We start from the raw sequence: 20,397 nt of genomic DNA on the forward strand, positions 1-20,397 counted from the left end.
GGTCCGTACCGGCCGACGGGCCTGGCTCGTCCGACAAGCCCGCACCGGCCGACAAGCCCGCACCGGCCGACAAGCCCGCACCGGCCGACAAGCCCGCACCGGCCGACAAGCCCGCACCGGCCGACAAGCCCGCACCGGCCGACGGGCCCGCACTGGCCGACGAGCCCGGCTCGTCCGACGAGCCCGCGTCTGCCGACGCGCCCGCGCACGCGCCCACGTCCGCGCGCCCCCGCAAATCCCGGCGGTTCCCCCGGTTCACCCGGGACACCGCCCGGCCCGAGGGCGGCGGGCGGGCCCCGTCCGGGGACGCGCCCCCCCCCGCCCGGCAGTGGCCGCCGCTCACCGTGCTCTGCGCGGCCGGTCTCGGCCTGCTGATCGTGGTCCTGGACCCGTTCGACCAGGCGTTCCGCATCGGCACCATCCTGATCGGCGGTGCGCTGATCGCCGGTGCCGTGCTGCGCTGGGTGGTGCCCTCGGTCGGGATGCTGGCGGTACGGTCCCGCTTCACCGACCTCGTCACGTACGGGGTGATGGGCACCCTGATCGTCGGGCTCGCCCTGGTCGCCCAGCCCAAGCCGTGGCTCGACATCCCGATCCTGGAGGACGCGGTCCGCTTCACGATCCGCTAGGGCAGGCAGTCCGGATCCGGATCGGACCCGTGGTGGCCGTCCCCACCCCCGAGGGGGGACGGACACCACGGCGGAACGGGGCCCACCGGGCAAGAAGCCCCGGTATGCGGCGAGATGGGCGGCCTTGCCCCGTCCGACTCCAGAGTCATGGACATGAAAGTCGGGAACAAGCGCTCACTGTGGCCTGTGGCACGGAAGTGACCATTCCGGCACGGTGTGATCGCCGCGCAACGATGGCAGACTGTCACGGCACACCGAGCGGCACGGAGCAGGCAGAGCAGTGGCCGGGCAAGGACCGGCGCAGTGTTCGAGGCGCGTAAAGATGCGTACCCCGTCCCGAATGCTCCCGTGCGCCCCCTCGTCAGGAACTGACACCCTGGCTTCGCGCATCCTCGTGGGTAGTCCAGTTCGACGGTCCGGAACGGACCGACGGCGGACGGACCGGGGGATGTGCGGGCCGGAGGACCGGTCGCAGCGGGGTACAGCAAGCACGTCCGGGGGACATGAGGGGGGAAGGGAAACGCCATGCCTCGTTGGAAGGCACTGCCCGAAGAGCTCGACCCGCAGATCAGGGAGTTCGCCAGCCAGCTGCGTCGGCTCGTCGACCGCAGCGGACTGAACATCAACGCCGTGGCCGACCGCACGGGTTACAGCAAGACGTCCTGGGAGCGGTATCTCAACGGGCGGCTGCTCGCCCCGCGCGGGGCCGTCGTGGCGCTCGCCGAGGTGACGGGCACCCCGCAGCACCACCTCACGACCATGTGGGAGCTGGCGGAGCGGGCCTGGAGCCGGGCCGAGATGCGCCATGACATGACGATGGAGGCCATCCGCATCACGCAGGCCCGTGCCGCGCTCGGCGAGCTCGGCACGACGGGCCCCGGCGCTCCGGCGGGCGGCCGGTCCGGCCGGTCCTCCTCCGGCGGCGGCCGACACGGCGCGACCGGTCCCGGCGCCCGGGTTCCCGCCGCCGCGGGCCCGGCCGGTACGGACGCCCCGCCCCGCGACGCCCAGGGCAAGAGCCCGTACGGCGGCGGGGCCTACGAGCCCGGCGACGACGACACGCGCCAGCTCATCGTCCCCACCCAGCGTGGCGCCGCCCCGGCCCCCGCCCGCCACCAGGACCGGCCGTACGACGGTGTGCCGCCCCAGGGCGGCCGGCGGCCGGAACGTAACACGGCGGAGAACACCGTTCCCGCGGGCGGCGCTTCCGGCACCGCACCGGGCAAGGCCCCCGGCGGCCGCCGCAAGGGCCTCATGCTCGCCGTCGGGGCCGTCGGCGCGCTGATCGTCGTCGTCGGCGCGGTGCTCCTCGCGCCGGGCGGCGACGAACCGGCCAAGGCCGCCCCGCCCCCGACGGCGACCCCCACCACGGAGGCTCCCGAGCTGCCCGTGGGCGTGGAGTGCAGCGGTGCGGACTGCGCCGGGCAGGACCCCGAGGCGATGGGCTGCGGCGGCGAGTTCGCCCGTACGGTCGCCAGCGCCGTGGTCGGCGGCAGCAAGGTCGAGGTCCGCTACAGCGAGGTCTGCGCCGCCGCCTGGGCCCGCCTCACCGAGGCGGCGATTGGCGACACCGTGCAGATCACCGGGGGCGCCGGCCCCCAGAACGGCGAGGTCATGGGGGACACCGACGCGTACACCCCGATGGTCGCGGTGAAGAAGCCGTCCGACGCGAAGGCCTGCGCCACGCTCACCTCCGGCACGAAGGGCTGCACCGGGCCCGGCGAGTGACACCGGTGCGGCGGGGGGTCGGGACGCCCCGCCGCACGGCCACACGCACCGCAAGCCCGTACGCGCGTGCGGTGCGTGACCGTTTGTGTGCGGTGCCACAGGGGGCCGGGCGGTCCGGCCCGGCCGGGTCCGATAGCCTGGCCGCCGGATATCTCTTCACGTCAAGATTCGTCGGAAGACGCGTCGGGGCGCGGAGAGGTCTCCCGCACCAGGGGCCGGCACCAGGGGCCGGGACCCCCACCGCCAGCTGTCTAACGGAGACCGCCATGACCCGCACTCCCGTGAATGTCACCGTGACCGGCGCAGCCGGCCAGATCGGCTACGCGCTGCTCTTCCGCATCGCCTCCGGCCACCTGCTCGGCCCGGACGTGCCGGTCAACCTGCGCCTCCTGGAGATCCCGCAGGGCCTCAAGGCCGCCGAGGGCACCGCCATGGAGCTCGACGACTGCGCCTTCCCGCTGCTGCGCGGCATCGAGATCACCGACGACCCGAACGTCGGCTTCGCCGGTGCGAACGTCGCCCTGCTCGTCGGCGCCCGCCCGCGCACCAAGGGCATGGAGCGCGGCGACCTGCTCGCCGCCAACGGCGGCATCTTCAAGCCGCAGGGCAAGGCCATCAACGACCACGCCGCGGACGACATCAAGGTCCTTGTCGTCGGCAACCCGGCCAACACCAACGCGCTCATCGCGCAGGCCGCCGCCCCGGACGTACCGGCCGAGCGCTTCACCGCGATGACCCGCCTGGACCACAACCGCGCGATCTCGCAGCTGGCCGCCAAGACCGGCGCCGCCGTCTCCGACATCAAGAAGCTGACGATCTGGGGCAACCACTCGGCCACCCAGTACCCGGACATCTTCCACGCGGAGATCGCCGGCAAGAACGCCGCCGAGGTCGTCAACGACGAGGTGTGGCTGGCCGACACCTTCATCCCGACCGTCGCCAAGCGCGGCGCCGCGATCATCGAGGCCCGGGGCGCGTCCTCCGCCGCCTCGGCCGCCAACGCCGCCATCGACCACGTCCACACCTGGGTCAACGGCACCGCCGCCGGCGACTGGACCTCCATGGGTATCCCGTCGGACGGCTCCTATGGTGTCCCCGAGGGCATCATCTCCTCCTTCCCGGTCACCACGAAGGACGGCAAGTACGAGATCGTCCAGGGCCTGGAGATCAACGAGTTCTCCCGCGCGCGCATCGACGCGTCGGTCAAGGAGCTCACCGAGGAGCGCGACGCGGTCCGCGAGCTCGGCCTCATCTGAGCCACACGTAGTACGTCGAGCGCCCCCGGCCGTATCCGCCGCCGGGGGCGCTCGCGTGTGCCTGCCTCCGCGCGGGGTGGGAGTTGGCCGACAATCGCCTCGTCCGTGGGCTCCCGCCCCACGTACATTGGCCCCTTTCGATCTTCAGGGGGATGAGGAGCCGGTGACCGACAGCGCCGTGCCGCGGCCGTCGCAGGGCCAGGACGATCTGCTCGGGAAGCCGCCCGTGCACCCCGCCGCGAGCGAGGCGAGCAGGCTGCTGTGTGCCGGGGTCCATCTGCACGACGGCTACCGGGACGCGGTGATCGAGCAGCTGTACGTCCAGGAGCAGCGCATCGTCGCCCCGTCGGCGGGCTTCGACGCCGCCCGGGTCCTCGCCCACGCCCTGCGCGCCCGCCGCGCCCAGCTGGGGTGGGCCGCGGGCATCCTGGCGGCCTGGCTGCTCGGCGCCGTCCTCTCCCGGGGCATCGTCGCCACTCTGTTCTTCCCCGGCGTACTGCTGGCCCTCGCACCCTGGGTCCGGGGCCCGGCGGGCGACCCCCCGGTCTACCGGCGGGTGCTCGCCTTCCTGATGCGCTGGTACGGGCGGATCTCGCTGGTCCTCATCGGGTTCCTGGTGTTCGGCAGCGCGGTTTTCGGCCTGTTCGAGGACGATCCCGAACCGGACGGCTACTCCGGCTCCTCCACCTCGTACGACCCCTACGGCACCGGGTCCTCCGGTTCCGACGGGTTCGGCGACAGCCTGCCGGACGCCTCCGACGTGGGTGTCTCGCTGCTCACGGGCAGCGTCTCCGACGGGTCCGGCGCGGGGTCCGCCTGGGTGGCGCTCTTCTTCCTCGCCGTCATCGCGAGCCTGGTCGGGCTCCAGCGGGGGCAGTTCGCCAGGCTGATGACCCAGGAGCTGTCCCGGAAGAGCTTCCCCGGCCTCGCGGCCGACCCGGCCGAACGCGGCCCGGGCGAGCGCTTCCGGCGGCTCCAGCGGCGCATCCGGCTGGAGCAGCACGCCCCGCTCATCATGTATGCGGAGGAGAACCCGTTCTGCGGAGCGGGTACGCCCTACCGCCCCTGGAACCTCGCCGTGGAGCTCCGGCCCCGCGAGGGCGCCCCCGCCGAGCCGCTCGACAACGCCCGGATCCTGCGCCGGATCGTGCCCCTGCTGGAGGCGCTGCGGGTGCCTTCCCCGCACGGCTCCCCCGAGGGCGCGGCCGCCGTCCGGGACCGGCTGCGCGAGCTGGTGGTCGACGAGTGCGTCTTCCTGCCGGCGGCGGGCCTGCCCCGACGGGTGGACGCCCCCTACGGCCCCGACGCGTTCGAGCAGCACCGGGGCCGCGCCGTCGAGGAGGGCGGCGAGGGCCGACGGCACTTCCTGCGCATCCGGGTCGGCGGCTGGAGCGAGCAGGTCGTCGTCACCGTCTTCGTCCGGACGCACACCCAGGGCGGGATGCTGATGCTGGAGGTCGCCCCGCACGTCCTGAAGCCGGTGCACACGCTGTTCCGCGACGCCGACCGGGCTGCCCACCGGCACCGCAACAACAACGCGTTCGGCAAGGCGGTCTGGGCGCTGACCCGCACTCCCTCCTCGGCCGTGCACGCGCTCGTCGTCCTGGGCCGAGGCGCGGCGAGCGCCTGGAAGCTGCTCACGGCCGGGAACGCCGGTGCGCTGGCCGAGGGCCCCGCGTTCTCCGTCCGGGAGCTGGGCGCCGACGACGAGGCGTCGCTCTTCCAGGACATGGACGTCGACCGGTATCTCAAGAGCATCGAGGACCGGGTGACCGGCGGCGTCCAACTCGCCCTGCGCGAAGCCGGCTACGAGACCGACGAGTTCGAGCAGAAAATCGTCCACATCGGTGCGGGCGGTGTGTTCATCGAGTCCGCGAAGGACAGCGCGATCGGCATCGGCGACCACAACGACATCCGGCGCTCCGGTCCGGCCGCCCCGGCCGGTCCCGGTACGAAGAACAGCCCCGGCTCGGGGCGGAGTCCGGGCGCAGCCCCGGAGCGGAAGCCGAGAACAGGAGAGAAATGACCCCCGGATCCACCCCGGCCCCCACCCCCGGTCCGGCCCCCGACGAGCGGCCCGGGCCCGCCGTGCACATCGGCTCGGTGACCGGCAGCGCCTTCGCCGTCGGCGACCACAACACCGTCACCCAGCACCAGCACGCCGGGCCCGCCGACGAAACCCAGGCCGAACTGCTGCGGGCCGTGCGGGAACTGCGCGCCGACCTCGCCCGGTTCGTGACCACCGACACCACGGAGGTCCTGGACGCGGAGCTGGTCTCGGTGGCGGACGAGATCGAGACGGCGGGTGCCGCGGAGCCGGGCCGCCTGGGCCGCCTCCAGCGGGCGCTCGACGCCGCCGGCGCTCTCACCGGAACCCTGGCGTCCGGCGTCGCCGTGGCCGAAGCCCTGTCCGCGCTGCTGGGAGGCTGACCGATGGCCGGGGGAGGGGTGCGCTGGAACGACGCGTCCCAGAGCTGGGAGACGGACGAGCCGCGCGCCTACGCACCGCCGCCGCCCGTCACCGCTCCGGTGGTACCGCCCGTGCCCTCGGCGCCGCCGACGGACCCGGCGTCGCCGGGGGCCGGGGACCCGTACATGGAGAACACGGCCTCCGACCCGTACGCGCAGAGCAGCGCGGACGCCCTGGGCCCGTACAACAACCTCACCGGCGTCCACGGACCCCCGCCCGCCGCCCGGACGCCGCGGCAACGGCTCGTCCCGGTGGCCGCCGGGCTCGCGGTGGCCGTGCTCGCCGCCGGTGCGGCGGCGCTGTGGTCCACCCTGGCGGACGGGGACGACGGTGGCCGGGACGGTGCACAGGGGCAGTCGGCGAGTGCTCCGGCCGACGAGGTCACGGACCCGGCGGCTCCGGAGCCGGGTGCCGAGGGCACCGGCCCCACCGGTGAAGCCCCGTCCGGTGAAGCCCCGTCCGACGAAGCCGCGGCCCCTGACGGCTCACCGCCCCCCGGGTACGTCGCCCTGGACGACGCGGAGGGCTTCCGGATCGCGGTCCCCGAGGAGTGGGGAGAGCGCTCGGCGGAGACCGGCGGGGTGTTCTACCGGACCACCGGCGGTGCCGAGCTGATCCAGGTGTTCCGGGTGGCCGAGCCCGGGGCCACGGCCCTGGGCTCGGTCCGCCGGGCCTCCGACGAGCGCAGCGGCGCCCCCGGTTTCGAGGAGGTCGGCATCGGCCCCGTCGACAACCCGCTCGGCGGCGAGGCGGCCGAGCTGGTGTACGCGTACGACCACGAGGAGTCCGGCGGCCGCCGCCAGGTCGTCGAGCGGGTCTTCACCGCGTCGGACGACCGCCTCTACGCGGTGCTGGTCGCCGCCCCCGAGAGCGACTGGCCACGCCACGAGGAGATCCTCGACGTCGCCGTGACGCACTTCGACCCGTACGACAGCCCGTTCTGACGGCCGCCCGGCCGCCCCGTGGTCAGCTCTTGAAGTCGCCCGGCGTGTAGTGGCCGGGGGCCAGCCGGCCGGTCACGCCGAACCGGTTCCAGGCGTTGATCACGGTGATCGCCGCGATCAGCTGGGCCAGCTCGGTCTCCTCGAAGTGCCCGGCCGCCTCCGCGTACACCTCGTCCGGGACGAAACCGTCGGTGAGCACGGTGACCGCCTCGGTCAGCGCGAGCGCCGCCAGCTCCTTCTCCGTGTAGAAGTGCCGCGACTCCCGCCAGGCGCTGAGCTGGACGATCCGCTCGGCGGACTCGCCCGCCGCCAGCGCGTCCTTGCTGTGCATGTCCAGGCAGAACGCGCACTGGTTGAGCTGCGAGGCGCGGATCTTCACCAGCTCCACCAGGACCGGGTCCAGGCCCTGGCGGGCGGCGATGTCGAGCCGGACCATCGCCTTGTAGACGTCCGGGAGCAGCTGGGAGACGGAGAGCCGCTGCGGCTCCTCGGCGGCGAGGTCGGCGGGGGCGTGGTGGTGTGCGTGCGTGGTGGTCATGAGGACGACGTTACGTCCCCGATGGCCCGCCGGTATGGTCCATTGGCATGACGGATTCCTGGGCCACTTTCGGCGCCGACCTGCATCTGGAGCCGGTCGGCCAGGGGCTGCGCAGCGGGCTGATGGAGGCGCTGCGCGAGGCGGTGCGCACCGGCCGCCTCGCCCCCGGCACCCGGCTGCCGTCCTCCCGGGTGCTCGCCGCCGACCTGGGCATCGCCCGCAACACCGTCGCCGACGCTTACGCCGAACTGGTCGCCGAGGGCTGGCTCACCGCTCGCCAGGGCTCGGGGACCCGGGTCGCCCAGCGGTCCGCGCCGCGCCGCCCGGACCCGGCGGCCGCCCCCGCCCGGCCGGCCAGGACCGGGGCCGGGTACGACCTGAAGCCCGGCACACCCGACCTGTCCGGTTTCCCGCGCACCGCCTGGCTGAAGGCCGCCCGCAAGGCGCTCACCGCCGCGCCCGACGAGGTCTTCGGCTACGGCGACCCGCAGGGCCGCGTCGAACTGCGCACCGTGCTGGCCGAGTATCTGGCGCGGGCCCGCGGGGTGTACGCCGACCCGGAGCACATCGTGATCTGCGCCGGCTTCGCCCACGGCATCGCGCTGCTGGGCCGGGTGCTGCGCCGCCGCCGGGTCCGGGAGGTCGCCGTCGAGTCGTACGGCCTCGACGTCCATACGAACCTGCTCACCGACGCCGGACTGCGCATCCCGTGCCTGCCGCTGGACCAGCACGGGTCGCGCACCGGTGAGCTGGCCGCGATGCGCGGCGCGGGCGCGGTGCTGCTGACCCCGGCGCACCAGTTCCCCACCGGCGTACCGCTGCACCCCGACCGCCGGGCCGCCGCTGTCGACTGGGCCCGCTCCACCGGCGGGCTGATCCTGGAGGACGACTACGACGGGGAATTCCGGTACGACCGGCAGCCGGTGGGCGCGCTCCAGGGCCTCGACCCGGAACGGGTGGTGTATCTCGGCACCGCCAGCAAGTCGCTGGCCCCGGGGCTGCGGCTGGGCTGGATGGTGCTGCCCCGGCAGCTGATCGGCGAGGTGGTGGCGGCGCAGGGCATGGCCGACCGGGTCTCCGGCTCGCCCGACCAGCTCACCCTCGCGGAGTTCATCGCGTCGGGCGCGTACGACCGGCATGTGCGCTCCATGCGGCTGCGCTACCGCCGCCGCCGCGACCAGCTCGTCGCGGCGCTCGCGGACCGCGCGCCGGGCATCGAGGTCAGCGGGATCGCGGCCGGGCTGCACGCCGTCCTCGAACTCCCCGCGGGCGCCGAACGCTCCGTGATCCAGGCGGCGGCCTTCCAGGGCCTGGCGCTGGAGGGCCTGTCCCGCTACCGCCACCCGGACGCCCCGGCCACCCGCGACGCCCTGGTGATCGGCTACGGATCGCCGTCCGAGAGCGCCTGGGCGGGCGCGCTGGACGCCCTGTGCCGGGTGCTGCCGTAGGACCCGCGGAAGGCAGGTTTCGAATCGACCATCCGTCGAACTAGTCTGACAAGAGGTCCGGTTGCGGAGATGCGGCCAGGGCCGGAACACGTACCACGGGGGAGAAACCGAACATGGCCGGACGAAGGCTGAGGTCGAGCACGGTCGTGCTCGGCGGCATGGGGCTGCTCGCCCTGACGATCACATCCTGCGGCTCGGAGCCGGACAAGCGCTGCGCCGACCGCGTGACCCGCGAGCCCCTGCCCAGTTACGAGTGCCGGGGCGGCAGCGGCGGTGGCGGTGGCGGCGCGGGCGGTTCCGGCGGCGGCCGGGGCTCGTACTACTACGGCGGCAGCACCAGCAGCTACGACGGCAAGGTGCAGGGCGGCAGCTTCGACAAGTCCGCAGTCGACCGGGGCGGCTTCGGCTGCTCGAAGTCGGGCGGGGGCTGAGCCACGATGGAGCGCCGCACGATCGAGCCGCGCCCCGGCTGGCAGCAGACCGTCGAATCGCAGGGCGTCGTCTACCCGCTCACCCGCTACCCCGACGACTCGCTCCGCCCGTACTGGGACGAGAGCGCCTACTACGCCTTCTCGCTGCCCGAGGTCGAGGCGCTGGAGGAGGTCGTCGAGGAACTGCACACGATGAGCCTGGCCGCCGCCGCGCACATCGTCGAGCACGACCGCTTCGCCGAACTCGGCATCACCGACCCCCGGCTGGCCGGGCTCGTCGCCGAGTCCTGGCACCGCCGCGCCGAACTCCCGTCCGTGTACGGGCGGTTCGACCTGCGGTACGACGGGAACGGCCCGGCGAAGATGCTGGAGTACAACGCCGACACCCCGACCTCGCTGGTGGAGGCGGCGAGCGCGCAGTGGTTCTGGATGGAGGACCGGTTCCCCGGAGCCGACCAGTGGAACTCCCTGCATGAACGGCTCGTCGCCGCCTGGAAGCGGCAGGCGCCCCTGCTGCCGCCGGGCCCGCTGCACTTCGTCCACTCCGACGGCGACGAGGCGGGCGAGGACCTGATGACGGTCGCGTATCTGCGCGAGACCGCCGACCAGGCCGGCCTGGAGACGCACGCGCTGTCCGTCGAGGAGATCGGCTGGGACCGGCTGTCGGGGCGGTTCGTCGACGACCGGCTGCGCTTCATCCGCAGCTGCTTCAAGCTCTACCCCTGGGAGTGGCTGGCCACCGACCGCTTCGGCCCGCAGGTCCTGGACACCCTCGACAACGGCGGCGGCTCCGGCACCACCTGCTGGATCGAGCCCGCCTGGAAGATGCTGCTCTCCAACAAGGCGCTGCTGGCGATCCTCTGGGAGCTGTACCCCGGCCACCCGAACCTGCTGCCCGCCTATCTCGACGGACCGCGCGAGCTGGCCGGACCCGGCGGGGCGGGGTACGTCTCCAAGCCGCTGCTCGGCCGCGAGGGCGCCGGGGTCGACCTGCACGGCCCCGGCTCCCCGCCGGTCCCGCGCGACGAGCCGTGCTGCTACCAGGAGCTGGCCCCGCTGCCCGAGATCGACGGCAACCGGGTGGTGCTCGGCGCGTGGACCGTCGAGGACGAGGCGGCGGGGCTCGGCATCCGGGAGTCGGCGGGGCCGGTCACGGACGAGTACGCCCGCTTCCTGCCCCACGTCATCCTCTGAGACCTGCGTCCTACCGGGCGCTCAGCACCGCCCGCAGCCGGTCCAGGCCCCAGTCCAGGTCCTCCTTGGAGATCACCAGCGGCGGCGCGATCCGGATCGTCGAGCCGTGGGTGTCCTTCACCAGCACCCCCTCCTCCATCAGCTTCTCGGAGATCTCCCGGCCGGTGCCCAGCGCCGGAGCGATGTCCACCCCCGCCCACAGCCCCCGGCCGCGCACCGCCTCCACCGCGCCGCCGCCCGTCAACAGGCCCAGTTCCCGGTGCAGATGGTCGCCCAGCTCGGCCGCCCGCTGCTGGTACTCGCCGGTCCGCAGCATCGCGATCACCTCCAGCGCCACCGCGCACGCCAGCGGGTTCCCGCCGAACGTCGAGCCGTGCTCACCGGGCCGGAACACCCCCAGCACATCCGCCGACGAGACCACCGCGGAGACCGGCACCACCCCGCCGCCCAGCGCCTTGCCCAGCACATACATGTCCGGCACCACACCCTCGTGGTCCAGCGCGAACGTCTTCCCGGTCCGGCCCAGGCCCGACTGGATCTCGTCCGCGATGAACAGCACGTTCCGCTCGCGGGTCAGCTCCCGTACGCCGGGGAGATAGCCGGCCGGCGGCACCAGCACCCCCGCCTCGCCCTGGATCGGCTCGATCAGCACCGCCACGGTGTTCTCGGTCATCGCCTCCCGCATCGCGGTGAGATCCCCGTACGGCACGATCTCGAAGCCCGGGGTGTACGGGCCGAAGTCGGCCCGCGCCTCCGGGTCGGTGGAGAAGCTGACGATCGTCGTCGTACGGCCGTGGAAGTTGTCCGAGGCCACGATGATCTTGGCCATGCCGTCCGGTACGCCCTTGACCCGGTAGCCCCACTTGCGGGCGGTCTTCACCGCGGTCTCCACGGCCTCCGCCCCGGTGTTCATCGGCAGCACCGTCTCCATGCCGCACAGCGCCGCCAGCTCCGTACAGAAATCGGCGAACCGGTCGTGGTAGAAGGCCCGGGACGTCAGCGTGACGCGATCCAGCTGGGCCCTGGCCGCGTCGATGAGACGGCGGTTGCCATGGCCGAAATTGAGCGCCGAATATCCGGCGAGCAGGTCCAGGTAGCGGCGGCCCTCGACATCGGTCATCCAGGCGCCCTCGGCGGAGGCCACGACGACCGGCAACGGGTGGTAGTTGTGCGCGCTGTGCGCCTCGGCGGAGGCGATGGCGGTTTCCGTGGTCGACACGGGGTCTCCGTTCGTCGTGCGGCTGGGCGGCGGGTGGTGCCCACTTTGTATCGTCGGCCGGTCCTCGCGCCGGGAAACCTCCACCGCGCGGCGCGCCCGCCGTCGCACGCCGGGCGGCCGGAATGTGTGGTTCGTCTCAGCTGTGCGCTCCCGTGCTCCGGGACCGTGCGGTGACGCGCCCTTTCCGCCCCCGCACCGGCTGCCGGAGATGCCCCGGGCACCTGAGACAATGGGGCCATGGCCTCTGATCGCCCTTCGCTCCCCACCGACCAGCCGCAGACGGGCCGCACCGGTGCGGCCGCCCGTCCGCGCGTGCTCTCCGGGATCCAGCCCACCGCAGGCTCGTTCCACCTCGGCAACTACCTGGGCGCGGTGCGCCAGTGGGTGGCGTTGCAGGAGAGCCACGACGCCTTCTACATGGTCGTGGACCTGCACGCGATCACGGTCCCGCAGGACCCCGCCGAGCTGCGGGCCAACACCCGGCTCGCGGCGGCGCAGCTGCTGGCGGCCGGCCTGGACCCGGAGCGCTGCACGCTCTTCGTCCAGAGCCATGTGCCCGAGCACGCCCAGCTCGGCTGGGTGATGAACTGCCTCACCGGCTTCGGCGAGGCCTCCCGGATGACGCAGTTCAAGGACAAGTCCGCCAAGCAGGGCGCCGACCGGGCCACCGTCGGCCTCTTCACCTACCCGGTGCTCCAGGTCGCCGACATCCTGCTCTACCAGGCGAACCAGGTCCCGGTGGGCGAGGACCAGCGCCAGCACATCGAGCTGACCCGCGACCTCGCCGAGCGGTTCAACGGACGGTACGGCCAGACGTTCACCGTCCCCGCGCCGTACATCCTCAAGGAGACGGCGAAGATCTTCGACCTCCAGGACCCGGCGGTCAAGATGAGCAAGTCGGCCTCCACGCCGAAGGGCCTCATCAACCTCCTCGACGACCCGAAGGTCACCGCCAAGAAGGTGAAGAGCGCCGTCACCGACACCGACACGGTGATCCGCTTCGACGAGGAGAAGAAGCCGGGCGTCAGCAACCTGCTCACGATCCTCTCCACCCTCTCGGGCACGGCGGTGGACGATCTGGAACGCAGTTACGAGGGCAAGGGCTACGGCGCGCTGAAGACCGACCTGGCCGAAGCCATGGTGGAATTCGTCACTCCCTTCCGGGCCCGCACCCAGGAATATCTGGACGACCCGGAGACGCTGGACTCCATCCTGGCCAAGGGAGCGGAGAAGGCCAGGGCCGTCGCCGCGGAGACGCTGGCACAGACGTACGACCGGATGGGCTTCCTGCCCGCGAAGCACTGAGTCCAAGGACCCTGGCGAGATCATGGCCGCAGGGGTCACACTTGCGGCGGAACGCGCGGGCCGGGTGCCCGGCCCGCGCGGCATGACCGAAAATCGACCATCGACGACGGAGGAGAACGACGTGGGGACCGTAACGCTCGGCGTTTCGATCGCGGTCCCGGAGCCCTACGGCAGCCTGCTCCAGGAACGCCGCGCGAGCTTCGGGGACCCTGCCGCCTTCGGCATTCCCACCCACGTCACCCTGCTCCCGCCGACGGAGGCGGACGCGGCGGACCTGCCCGCGATCGAGGCGCATCTCGACACGATCGCCACGGCCGGCCGCCCGTTCCCGATGCGGCTCTCCGGCACCGGCACCTTCCGCCCGCTGTCGCCGGTCGTCTTCGTCCAGGTCGTCGCGGGCGCCTCGGCCTGTTCCTGGCTCCAGAAGCGGGTCCGGGACGCCTCCGGGCCCCTGGTCCGCGAGCTCCAGTTCCCGTACCACCCGCACGTCACCGTGGCCCACGGCATCTCCGAGGAGGCCATGGACCGCGCCTACGCGGAGCTCGCCGACTACGAGGCCGCCTGGACCTGCGGTTCCTTCGCGCTGTACGAGCAGGGCCCGGACGCCGTCTGGCGCAAGCTCCGCGACTTCCCGTTCGGCGGAGGCGGCGGCGCGCCCGCCGTCCCCGCCCAGGGCGGCTACACGATCGAGGCGTCGACCTCGGCCCCGTCGCTGCGGCCCTGAGCGGCCCCGGCGCAGCTCGGGCGCTCAGACGGGCAGCCGCCGGAACAGCGGGCGCGGCACATGCCGCAGCGCCGCCATCACCACCCGCAGCGAACCGGGCACCCATACGGTCTCCGAGCGCCGCCGCAGCCCCGTGACGATCGCGTCCGCGACCTCCTCGGGCCCGGTCGCGAGCGGCTGCTCCGGCAGCCCCGCCGTGGCCCGGGTCCGGACGAACCCCGGCCGGACCACCATCACCTGCACCCCGGTGCCCTGGAGCGCGTCGCCGAGCCCCTGGGCGAACGCGTCGAGCCCCGCCTTGCTGGAGCCGTAGATGAAGTCCGCGCGCCGGGCGCGCTCCCCGGCCACCGAGGACAGCACCACCAGCGAACCGTGGCCCTGCGCCTGGAGTGCGCCGGCGCACACCAGCCCGGCGGAGACCGCCCCCGTGTAGTTGGTCTGGGCGACCCGGACGGCGGCCATCGGCTCCTCCTCGTCCCGCGCCTGATCGCCGAGGACCCCGAACGCCATCAGCACGACGTCGATGTCGCCCTCCGCGAAGACCTTGCCGAGGGCGACCTCGTGGGAGGCGGAGTCCAGCGCGTCGAAGTCGACGGTACGGACGTCGGCCCCGCGCCCGCGCAGCTCGGCGGCGGCCGCGTCCAGGGCGGGGGAGGGGCGCCCGGCCAGCCAGACCCGGCGGGTGCGCAGGGCGATCAGCCGGCGCGCGGTGGCCAGAGCGATCTCGGACGTACCGCCGAGGACGAGCAGGGACTGCGGGGCGCCGAAGGCATCCTTCACGGAAAGCTCCTGGTCAGATGGGGTGAGATTCTCTGGGGTCGATCACGGTCCGAGCCGGCGCGACAGGTCCGAGCGGAACGCTCCCGCCGGGTCCAGCCGCGCCCGCAGCTCCCGGAACTCCGCCAGCCGCGGGTACATCGCGGCCGCCGTCTCCGGCCGCATCCGGGAGTCCTGCGCCAGGCAGACCCGGCCCCCGGCGGCGGCCACCTCCTCGTCGACACCGTCCAGGAGGCGGGCCAGTCCCGGCAGGGCCGCGGGCAGATCCAGCTCCAGGGACCAGCCGGGCGCGGCGAACGACAGCGGGCCCGGGCCCGCCGCCCCGAACCGCTGGAGAACGGCCCGCACGGCGGGGCTCCGGCGCGCCGCGATCCGGCGCACCACCCGGTGCAGGGTCTCCTCCTGGCCGTACCCGACGGTGAACCGGTAGCGCACCAGACCGCCCCGGCCGTAGAGCGGGCGTACGTCGGGGAGGGCGTCCGAGGCGTGGAAGAAGGCGGGGACGGGGCGCAGCTCACCGGTCCGCGCGCGGGGTGCGCCCCGGTAGCGGACCTCGTTGCACAGGGCGGCGGCCGCGGCCGCCGGTCCGAGCAGCCCGCCCGGCAGCGGCGGGAGACCGGGGAGGAGAGGCTTCCCCGGCGCTCCTCCGGAGCGCTTCGCGAGTCCAATGCGCCCCGCGTGCGCCGGGCGCATATCGGGGGTCGCGTGCTCCCCCCGGGTGAGGATCCCGCGTCCGGTCGCCCGGCCCCGGGCCATCAGGTCGACCCAGGCGGAGGCGTACGGCAGCCGGTCGCCGCCCGCGGTGAAACGGGCCAGCAGATCGTCCAGGTCCCCGGCGCGCTCGGTGGAGACCGACATCAGCCCCGTGGTGACGCGCCGGAGGCGGAGCGTGGCACCCAGGATCACGCCGGTCAGCCCGAGACCCCCGGCGGTCGCGTCGAAGAGGGCGGTGCCCGGCAGCACCGTACGCACCTCGCCGTCGGCCGTGAGCAGCTCCAGGGCGCTCACGTGCCGGGCGAACGAACCCGCCCGGCGGTGGTCGAGGCCGGGCAGATCGGAGGCGATCGCCCCGCCGACCGTCACCCTGCCGGTCCCCGGCAGGACCGGCGGCAGCCAGCCCAGCGGCAGCAGGACCCGCAGCAGCCGCTCCAGGCTGACCCCCGCGTCGCAGCGCACCACGCCGGCGGCGGCGTCCACCCCGCCGATCCGGGCCAGGCCCGACAGATCGAGCACCGAGCCGCCCGCGTTCTGCGCCGCGTCCCCGGGCGACCGCCCCAGCCCGCGCGCGATGACGCCCCGGGGCCCGCGCCCCCGGACGACGGCGGCCGCATCCTCGTAACCACGGGGGCGGAACCGCACAGCGGTCGTCGGGGCGGTGCGGCCCCAGCCGGTCAAGGACACCGTGTCGACGGACATGGGAGTGACCGTATCGCCCGGGAAATCCCCTTTGCGGCATTGGTGAATTCGCTCACCGGAACGGGTGATGGAGTGAGTGTCAGCGCATGGTGACGAAGATCCACCGGACGCGTCCGGGAGAGTCCGGGGCGAGCCGCTGGTGTTCCGGGCTCAGGAGGGTACGCGTGACGTCATGGACTGGCTGAAAAAACTCCCGGTGATCGGACCCCTGGTCACCCGGCTGATGGAGACGCACGCCTGGCGTTCCTACGAGCGGCTGGACCGGGTCCACTGGGCCAGGCTGGCGGCGGCGATCACCTTCATCAGCTTTCTCGCCCTCTTCCCGCTGATCGCGGTCGGCGCGGCGATCGCCGCCGCCCTGCTGAGCGACGAGCAGCTCGACACCATCAAGGAGAAGCTCGCCGACCAGGTGCCCGGCATCTCCGACCAGCTCGGCATCGACGGACTGGTCGCCAACGCGGGCACGGTCGGCCTGGTGGCCGGTGCGCTGCTGCTGTTCACGGGCGTCGGCTGGGTCGGCTCGCTGCGCGAGTGCCTGCGCGCGGTCTGGGAGCTGGACGACGTCCAGGACGCCAACCCCGTCGTCGCCAAGGTGAAGGACGCGGTGCTGCTGGTCGGCCTCGGCGGTGCGGTGCTCGCCACCGTGGCGGTCTCCAGCATCGGCTCGGTGGCGGTCGGCCGGACCGCCGACCTGATCGGCATTCCCGAGAGCGGGGCCGGCGGCGTACTGCTGCGGGTGGCCGCGCTGGCGGTCGCGGTCGTCGCGGACTTCCTGCTGCTGCTCTATCTGCTGACCCTGCTGCCCGGCGTGGAGCCGCCCCGGCGGCGGCTGGTGGTCGCGGCGCTGCTCGGGGCGGTCGGCTTCGAACTGCTCAAGCTGCTGCTCGGCAGCTATATGAGGGACGTGGCGGGCAAGAGCATGTACGGCGCGTTCGGCGTGCCGATCGCTCTGCTCCTGTGGATCAACTTCACCGCCAAGCTGCTGCTGTTCTGCGCCGCCTGGACGGCGACCGGGAGCAAGGAGGACGAGGGCGCGGACGCGGGGCAGGACGTACCGGAGGCCGGGGACGCCGCCGGGGCCGAGGCACCCGGCGGCTCCACGCGCGCCTAGGGCTTGTCAGCTGCCGGACCCGCCGGAGTGCCCGAGGCGGCCGGCTCGGCCGTGTCCGCCGCCTCGCCCGCGTCCTTCGTCTCCGACGTGGTGCGGCCGCCCAGACCCGCCAGCGGCCAGCGGCGGTTGACCAGGAACACCGCGGCGGCCACGACCACCAGCAGACCGCCGATGATCGCCAGGGCGACCCCGACCCCGCTGGAACCCTTCGAGGCCGCCGACGCGTGCGCGGCCTCCGCCTGGCCCCCCGTGCCCTGGTCCGCCCCGGCGGCGGGCGCCGCGCCCTTGCCGCCGGTCGAGGTGCCGGTGCCGGTGTCCACGGACTTCGGCGGCACCAGCTGGCCGATCGGGGGCACCTTGCCGCTCGCGGCGAAGCCCCAGTCGAGCAGCTTGGCGGCCTCCTTGTAGACGGCGTGGCTCTCCTCCGCCGACGGGTTCATCACCGTGACCAGGAGGACCTTGCCGTTGCGCTCGGCGACGCCGGTGAAGGTGTTGCCCGCGTGGGTGGTGTAGCCGTTCTTGACGCCCGCGATGCCCTTGTACGGATCCACGCCGATGTCCCCGGTGATCAGCCGGTTGGTGTTCTGGATCTCGAAGGACTCGCGCTTCTTCCCCTTCTTCTTCTCGCCGGGGAAGTCGGCCGACGCGGTTGCCGCGTACTCACGGAAGTCCTTCTTCTGCATCCCGCTGCGGGCGATCAGCGTCAGGTCGTAGGCGCTGGAGACCTGGCGCGGCGCGTCGTACCCGTCCGGCGAGACCACCACGGTGTCCAGCGCCTGGAGCTCCTCCGCGTGCTTCTGCATCGCGGCCACCGTCTGCGGGACACCGCCGTACATCTCGGAGAGGACGTGCACCGCGTCGTTGCCCGACCGCAGGAACACCCCGAGCCACAGGTCGTGGACCGTGTAGGTGTGGTCCTCCTTGATCCCGACGAGGCTGCTCCCCTCGCCGACCCCGGCCAGCTCGCTCTCCGTCACCTTGTGGGTCTGGGTGGGCTGGAGCGCGGGCAGCACCGTGTCCGCGAAGAGCATCTTCAGGGTGGAGGCGGGAGGCAGCCGCCAGTGCGAGTTGTGCGCCGCCAGGACGTCCCCGCTCTCCGCGTCCGCGACGATCCACGACCGGGCGGTCAGCCCCTTGGGCACCACCGGCACCCCCGGCGCCAGATCGACCTGGGTGCCGGACATGCTGAGCCGCTCCCCGCCGAGGCTGGACATGACACCCGGCGGCTTGGGCTGTTTGTCGTCGCTCTTGTCCTTGTCGGCCGCCGCGGCGGGACTGAGGACGAAACCGGACAACAAGGTGGCGGATGTGACCGTGAGGGCGATCTTTTTCAGAACAGGCACGGTCGGAAACGTACAGGGCGAAGTTGGGGATGAGGACCCGGACCGGCTGACCCGCCGCAGGGAACGCCAGGACGGCCCCGTTCGGACGCCACCCCGGGGGAGGCGGCCGGGGGACGACGGCGATACTGGACCCATGAAGCTCAGCCGCCGCGTGTCCTGGTTCCTGCTCGCGTTCGGGGTGTGGAGCTGGTTCATCTGGATCACTTTCGTCAAGAACCTGTGGCAGGACGGCAGCGGGCTCGCCTTCGACGACGCGGGCGAACCGACCGGGTACTTCTGGGTGCACCTGCTGCTCGCCATCGCGTCCTTTCTTCTGGGGACGGCGGTCGGCGTGATCGGGTTGCGCGGAGTCCGGGCTTTGCGCGACACACGCGCATGACGACGGGAACCGGGAACATGGGGAAGCTCGGATGGCTGTAGTGGTCTTCGCCCTGGTGGCGCTCGTGGTGCTGGCGCTGCTCGGCGCCGTGCACCGGTATGTGTGGCGGCGCTTCGTCGGTGACACGACGGCGCCCGGCAGCAGGCTGCGCCGGGCGGGCACCGTCGCCGCCTTCGTGCTGCCCCTGCTGAGCGTCGGCGCCCTGACGTCGGGCCGGGTGGGCGCCCCCTTCTGGCTCCAGCAGGTGCTGGCCTGGCCGGGCTTCCTGTGGCTGGCCTGCCTGCTCTATCTGACGCTGGCGCTGCTCGTGGGCGAGGTCGTACGCCCGGTTCTCCTGCGGGTCCTCGCCCGGCGCGACGCGGCACGGGCCGAGGCGGAAAGGGGAACGGAAACCGGAACGGCAAGCGGAACGACTTCCGGAATCCCCGCAGAGACTTCCGGAACCCTCGTGGAGGTCCCGGACGAGACCCGTCCCCGTACCGAAGAGCTGGTGACGTCCGGATCCGCCGGACTCTCCGCCCCCTCGGACGCGGTGGCGCGTACGGCATCCGAGGCGTCCGACCCCGTGACGGAACCGGAAACGGAACCGACGGAGGAACCGGCAGTCACCACCCCGGCCGCCCCCGAAACCACCCCCGCGCCCGCCCTCGCCCCCCACCCCTCCCGCCGCCTCTTCGTCTCCCGGGTCGTCGGCGGCGCGGCGGCCGCCGCCGGGCTCGCGACCGTCGGGTACGGCGCGTACGGCGTGCTGCGCGGGCCGAGCGTCCAGCGGATCACCGTCCCGCTGGCCAAACTGCCCCGCGCCGCCCACGGCTTCCGGATCGCCGTGGTCAGCGACATCCACATCGGCCCGATCCTCGGCCGCGCCCACACCCGCCGGATCGTCGACACGATCAACGCGACCTCGCCCGACCTGGTCGCCGTCGTCGGCGACCTCGTCGACGGGTCCGTCGCCGACCTCGGCTCCGCCGCCGAACCCCTGGCCGCCCTGCGCGCCCGGCACGGCAGCTACTTCGTCACCGGCAACCACGAATACTTCTCCGGCGCCGAGCAGTGGGTCGATCACGTCCGCGAACTCGGTCTGGTCCCGCTGGAGAACGCCCGCGTGGAGATCGAGGGCTTCGACCTCGCCGGCGTCAACGACGTCGCGGGCGAGACCGAGGGGCAGGGGCCCGACTTCGGCCGTGCGCTGGGCGACCGGGACCGGGCCCGCGCCGCCGTCCTGATGGCGCACCAGCCGGTCGTCATCCACGACGCCGTCGAGCACGGCGTCGACCTGCAACTCTCCGGCCACACCCATGGCGGCCAGCTCTGGCCCGGCAACCTCCTCGCCGAACTGGCCAACCCGACCGTCGCCGGTCTCGAACGCTACGGCGACACCCAGCTCTTCGTCTCGCGCGGCGCGGGCGCCTGGGGCCCGCCCGTCCGGGTGGGCGCCCCGTCCGACATCACCGTCGTGGAACTGGCCTCCCGTCAGGCGTAACC

Annotated in this window: 19 protein-coding genes; 14 read left to right on the forward strand and 5 right to left on the reverse strand. The window is 73.3% G+C overall.

Features of this window, described 5'->3' with window-relative positions; translation table 11 throughout:
• From A3Q37_RS32705 to A3Q37_RS32730, 6 genes are all read left to right on the forward strand, one after another.
• On the forward strand, window positions 1–629 hold a 629-nt coding region (locus A3Q37_RS32705; protein ID WP_255312018.1), incomplete at its 5' end, for a DUF3017 domain-containing protein.
• 525 nt (window positions 630–1,154) lie between these two features.
• Window positions 1,155–2,357, forward strand: a complete 1,203-nt coding sequence (locus A3Q37_RS32710; RefSeq protein ID WP_065490372.1) for an XRE family transcriptional regulator — start codon at window positions 1,155–1,157, stop codon at window positions 2,355–2,357.
• 266 nt (window positions 2,358–2,623) lie between these two features.
• Entirely contained in the window at window positions 2,624–3,613 is a 990-nt protein-coding gene (locus A3Q37_RS32715; protein ID WP_065490375.1) for a malate dehydrogenase, read from the forward strand.
• Between the two features lie 163 nt (window positions 3,614–3,776).
• Window positions 3,777–5,639 (forward strand): hypothetical protein, encoded by a 1,863-nt coding sequence (locus A3Q37_RS32720; RefSeq protein ID WP_065490377.1) that lies wholly within the window; start codon window positions 3,777–3,779, stop codon window positions 5,637–5,639.
• Window positions 5,636–6,043 (forward strand): hypothetical protein, encoded by a 408-nt coding sequence (locus A3Q37_RS32725; protein ID WP_065490379.1) that lies wholly within the window; start codon window positions 5,636–5,638, stop codon window positions 6,041–6,043. The genes A3Q37_RS32720 and A3Q37_RS32725 overlap by 4 nt, the downstream gene beginning before the upstream one ends.
• A 3-nt stretch (window positions 6,044–6,046) precedes the next feature.
• The gene (locus tag A3Q37_RS32730; RefSeq protein ID WP_065490381.1) at window positions 6,047–7,027 is read left to right on the forward strand and encodes a serine/arginine repetitive matrix protein 2; all 981 of its coding nucleotides are present in this window, start codon (window positions 6,047–6,049) and stop codon (window positions 7,025–7,027) included.
• Window positions 7,028–7,049: 22 nt separating this feature from the next.
• On the opposite strand, the gene A3Q37_RS32735 is transcribed toward A3Q37_RS32730, so the two are convergent.
• Window positions 7,050–7,565 carry a carboxymuconolactone decarboxylase family protein gene (locus A3Q37_RS32735; protein WP_065490383.1) on the reverse strand — a complete coding sequence of 172 codons (516 nt, stop codon included), beginning with the start codon at window positions 7,563–7,565 and terminating at the stop codon, window positions 7,050–7,052.
• Window positions 7,566–7,612: 47 nt separating this feature from the next.
• Here A3Q37_RS32735 and A3Q37_RS32740 point away from each other — a divergent pair, with 47 nt between their 5' ends.
• From A3Q37_RS32740 to A3Q37_RS32750, 3 genes are all read left to right on the forward strand, one after another.
• The gene (locus tag A3Q37_RS32740) at window positions 7,613–9,013 is read left to right on the forward strand and encodes a PLP-dependent aminotransferase family protein (protein ID WP_065490385.1); all 1,401 of its coding nucleotides are present in this window, start codon (window positions 7,613–7,615) and stop codon (window positions 9,011–9,013) included.
• Window positions 9,014–9,126: 113 nt separating this feature from the next.
• Window positions 9,127–9,444, forward strand: coding sequence for a hypothetical protein (locus tag A3Q37_RS32745; protein WP_065490386.1), 318 nt, complete (start codon window positions 9,127–9,129; stop codon window positions 9,442–9,444).
• Window positions 9,445–9,450: 6 nt separating this feature from the next.
• Complete coding sequence (locus A3Q37_RS32750; protein ID WP_065490387.1) at window positions 9,451–10,638, forward strand: glutathionylspermidine synthase family protein; 1,188 nt, start codon at window positions 9,451–9,453, stop codon at window positions 10,636–10,638.
• Window positions 10,639–10,648: 10 nt separating this feature from the next.
• Here A3Q37_RS32750 and rocD read toward each other — a convergent pair whose 3' ends face one another.
• Window positions 10,649–11,857 (reverse strand): ornithine--oxo-acid transaminase, encoded by a 1,209-nt coding sequence (rocD, locus tag A3Q37_RS32755; RefSeq protein ID WP_065490388.1) that lies wholly within the window; start codon window positions 11,855–11,857, stop codon window positions 10,649–10,651.
• 237 nt (window positions 11,858–12,094) lie between these two features.
• On the opposite strand from rocD, the gene trpS reads away from it, so the two are divergent.
• A complete protein-coding gene (gene trpS, locus A3Q37_RS32760) occupies window positions 12,095–13,162 on the forward strand; it encodes a tryptophan--tRNA ligase (protein ID WP_369691481.1) in 1,068 nt (355 codons plus the stop codon).
• A gap of 121 nt (window positions 13,163–13,283) precedes the next feature.
• Window positions 13,284–13,886 carry a 2'-5' RNA ligase family protein gene (locus A3Q37_RS32765; protein ID WP_065490389.1) on the forward strand — a complete coding sequence of 201 codons (603 nt, stop codon included), beginning with the start codon at window positions 13,284–13,286 and terminating at the stop codon, window positions 13,884–13,886.
• Window positions 13,887–13,910: 24 nt separating this feature from the next.
• Here the strand turns inward: A3Q37_RS32765 and A3Q37_RS32770 are convergent, their stop codons facing one another.
• Window positions 13,911–14,666 carry a decaprenylphospho-beta-D-erythro-pentofuranosid-2-ulose 2-reductase gene (locus tag A3Q37_RS32770; protein ID WP_065490391.1) on the reverse strand — a complete coding sequence of 252 codons (756 nt, stop codon included), beginning with the start codon at window positions 14,664–14,666 and terminating at the stop codon, window positions 13,911–13,913.
• A 42-nt stretch (window positions 14,667–14,708) separates the two neighbouring features.
• Window positions 14,709–16,079, reverse strand: a complete 1,371-nt coding sequence (locus tag A3Q37_RS32775) for an FAD-binding oxidoreductase (RefSeq protein WP_065490392.1) — start codon at window positions 16,077–16,079, stop codon at window positions 14,709–14,711.
• A 172-nt stretch (window positions 16,080–16,251) separates the two neighbouring features.
• Here A3Q37_RS32775 and A3Q37_RS32780 point away from each other — a divergent pair, with 172 nt between their 5' ends.
• Window positions 16,252–17,190, forward strand: a complete 939-nt coding sequence (locus A3Q37_RS32780; RefSeq protein ID WP_065490396.1) for a YihY/virulence factor BrkB family protein — start codon at window positions 16,252–16,254, stop codon at window positions 17,188–17,190.
• Here the strand turns inward: A3Q37_RS32780 and A3Q37_RS32785 are convergent.
• Window positions 17,187–18,533: a D-alanyl-D-alanine carboxypeptidase family protein gene (locus A3Q37_RS32785; RefSeq protein ID WP_065490400.1), complete on the reverse strand. Its 1,347-nt coding sequence runs from the start codon at window positions 18,531–18,533 to the stop codon at window positions 17,187–17,189. The genes A3Q37_RS32780 and A3Q37_RS32785 overlap by 4 nt on opposite strands.
• 133 nt (window positions 18,534–18,666) lie before the next feature.
• On the opposite strand from A3Q37_RS32785, the gene A3Q37_RS38170 reads away from it, so the two are divergent.
• Both A3Q37_RS38170 and A3Q37_RS32795 read left to right on the forward strand, forming a co-directional pair.
• The gene (locus A3Q37_RS38170; RefSeq protein WP_032783941.1) at window positions 18,667–18,912 is read left to right on the forward strand and encodes an SCO4848 family membrane protein; all 246 of its coding nucleotides are present in this window, start codon (window positions 18,667–18,669) and stop codon (window positions 18,910–18,912) included.
• Window positions 18,913–18,952: 40 nt separating this feature from the next.
• Window positions 18,953–20,395 carry a metallophosphoesterase gene (locus tag A3Q37_RS32795; protein WP_065490402.1) on the forward strand — a complete coding sequence of 481 codons (1,443 nt, stop codon included), beginning with the start codon at window positions 18,953–18,955 and terminating at the stop codon, window positions 20,393–20,395.
• Window positions 20,396–20,397 lie beyond the last annotated feature (2 nt).

This window comes from Streptomyces sp. PTY087I2, assembly GCF_001687325.1.
GTDB lineage: Bacteria > Actinomycetota > Actinomycetes > Streptomycetales > Streptomycetaceae > Streptomyces.

What these genes read in the sequence shown, in the direction of transcription:
- A3Q37_RS32735 (WP_065490383.1), bottom strand. Translation starts at nt 7,565, where the DNA reads ATGACCACCACGCACGCACACCACCACGCCCCCGCCGACCTCGCCGCC.
- A3Q37_RS32750 (WP_065490387.1), top strand. Translation starts at nt 9,451, where the DNA reads ATGGAGCGCCGCACGATCGAGCCGCGCCCCGGCTGGCAGCAGACCGTC.
- A3Q37_RS32725 (WP_065490379.1), top strand. Translation starts at nt 5,636, where the DNA reads ATGACCCCCGGATCCACCCCGGCCCCCACCCCCGGTCCGGCCCCCGAC.
- A3Q37_RS32730 (WP_065490381.1), top strand. Translation starts at nt 6,047, where the DNA reads ATGGCCGGGGGAGGGGTGCGCTGGAACGACGCGTCCCAGAGCTGGGAG.
- A3Q37_RS32715 (WP_065490375.1), top strand. Translation starts at nt 2,624, where the DNA reads ATGACCCGCACTCCCGTGAATGTCACCGTGACCGGCGCAGCCGGCCAG.
- trpS (WP_369691481.1), top strand. Translation starts at nt 12,095, where the DNA reads ATGGCCTCTGATCGCCCTTCGCTCCCCACCGACCAGCCGCAGACGGGC.
- A3Q37_RS32775 (WP_065490392.1), bottom strand. Translation starts at nt 16,079, where the DNA reads ATGTCCGTCGACACGGTGTCCTTGACCGGCTGGGGCCGCACCGCCCCG.
- A3Q37_RS38170 (WP_032783941.1), top strand. Translation starts at nt 18,667, where the DNA reads ATGAAGCTCAGCCGCCGCGTGTCCTGGTTCCTGCTCGCGTTCGGGGTG.
- A3Q37_RS32710 (WP_065490372.1), top strand. Translation starts at nt 1,155, where the DNA reads ATGCCTCGTTGGAAGGCACTGCCCGAAGAGCTCGACCCGCAGATCAGG.
- A3Q37_RS32780 (WP_065490396.1), top strand. Translation starts at nt 16,252, where the DNA reads ATGGACTGGCTGAAAAAACTCCCGGTGATCGGACCCCTGGTCACCCGG.
- A3Q37_RS32745 (WP_065490386.1), top strand. Translation starts at nt 9,127, where the DNA reads ATGGCCGGACGAAGGCTGAGGTCGAGCACGGTCGTGCTCGGCGGCATG.
- A3Q37_RS32740 (WP_065490385.1), top strand. Translation starts at nt 7,613, where the DNA reads ATGACGGATTCCTGGGCCACTTTCGGCGCCGACCTGCATCTGGAGCCG.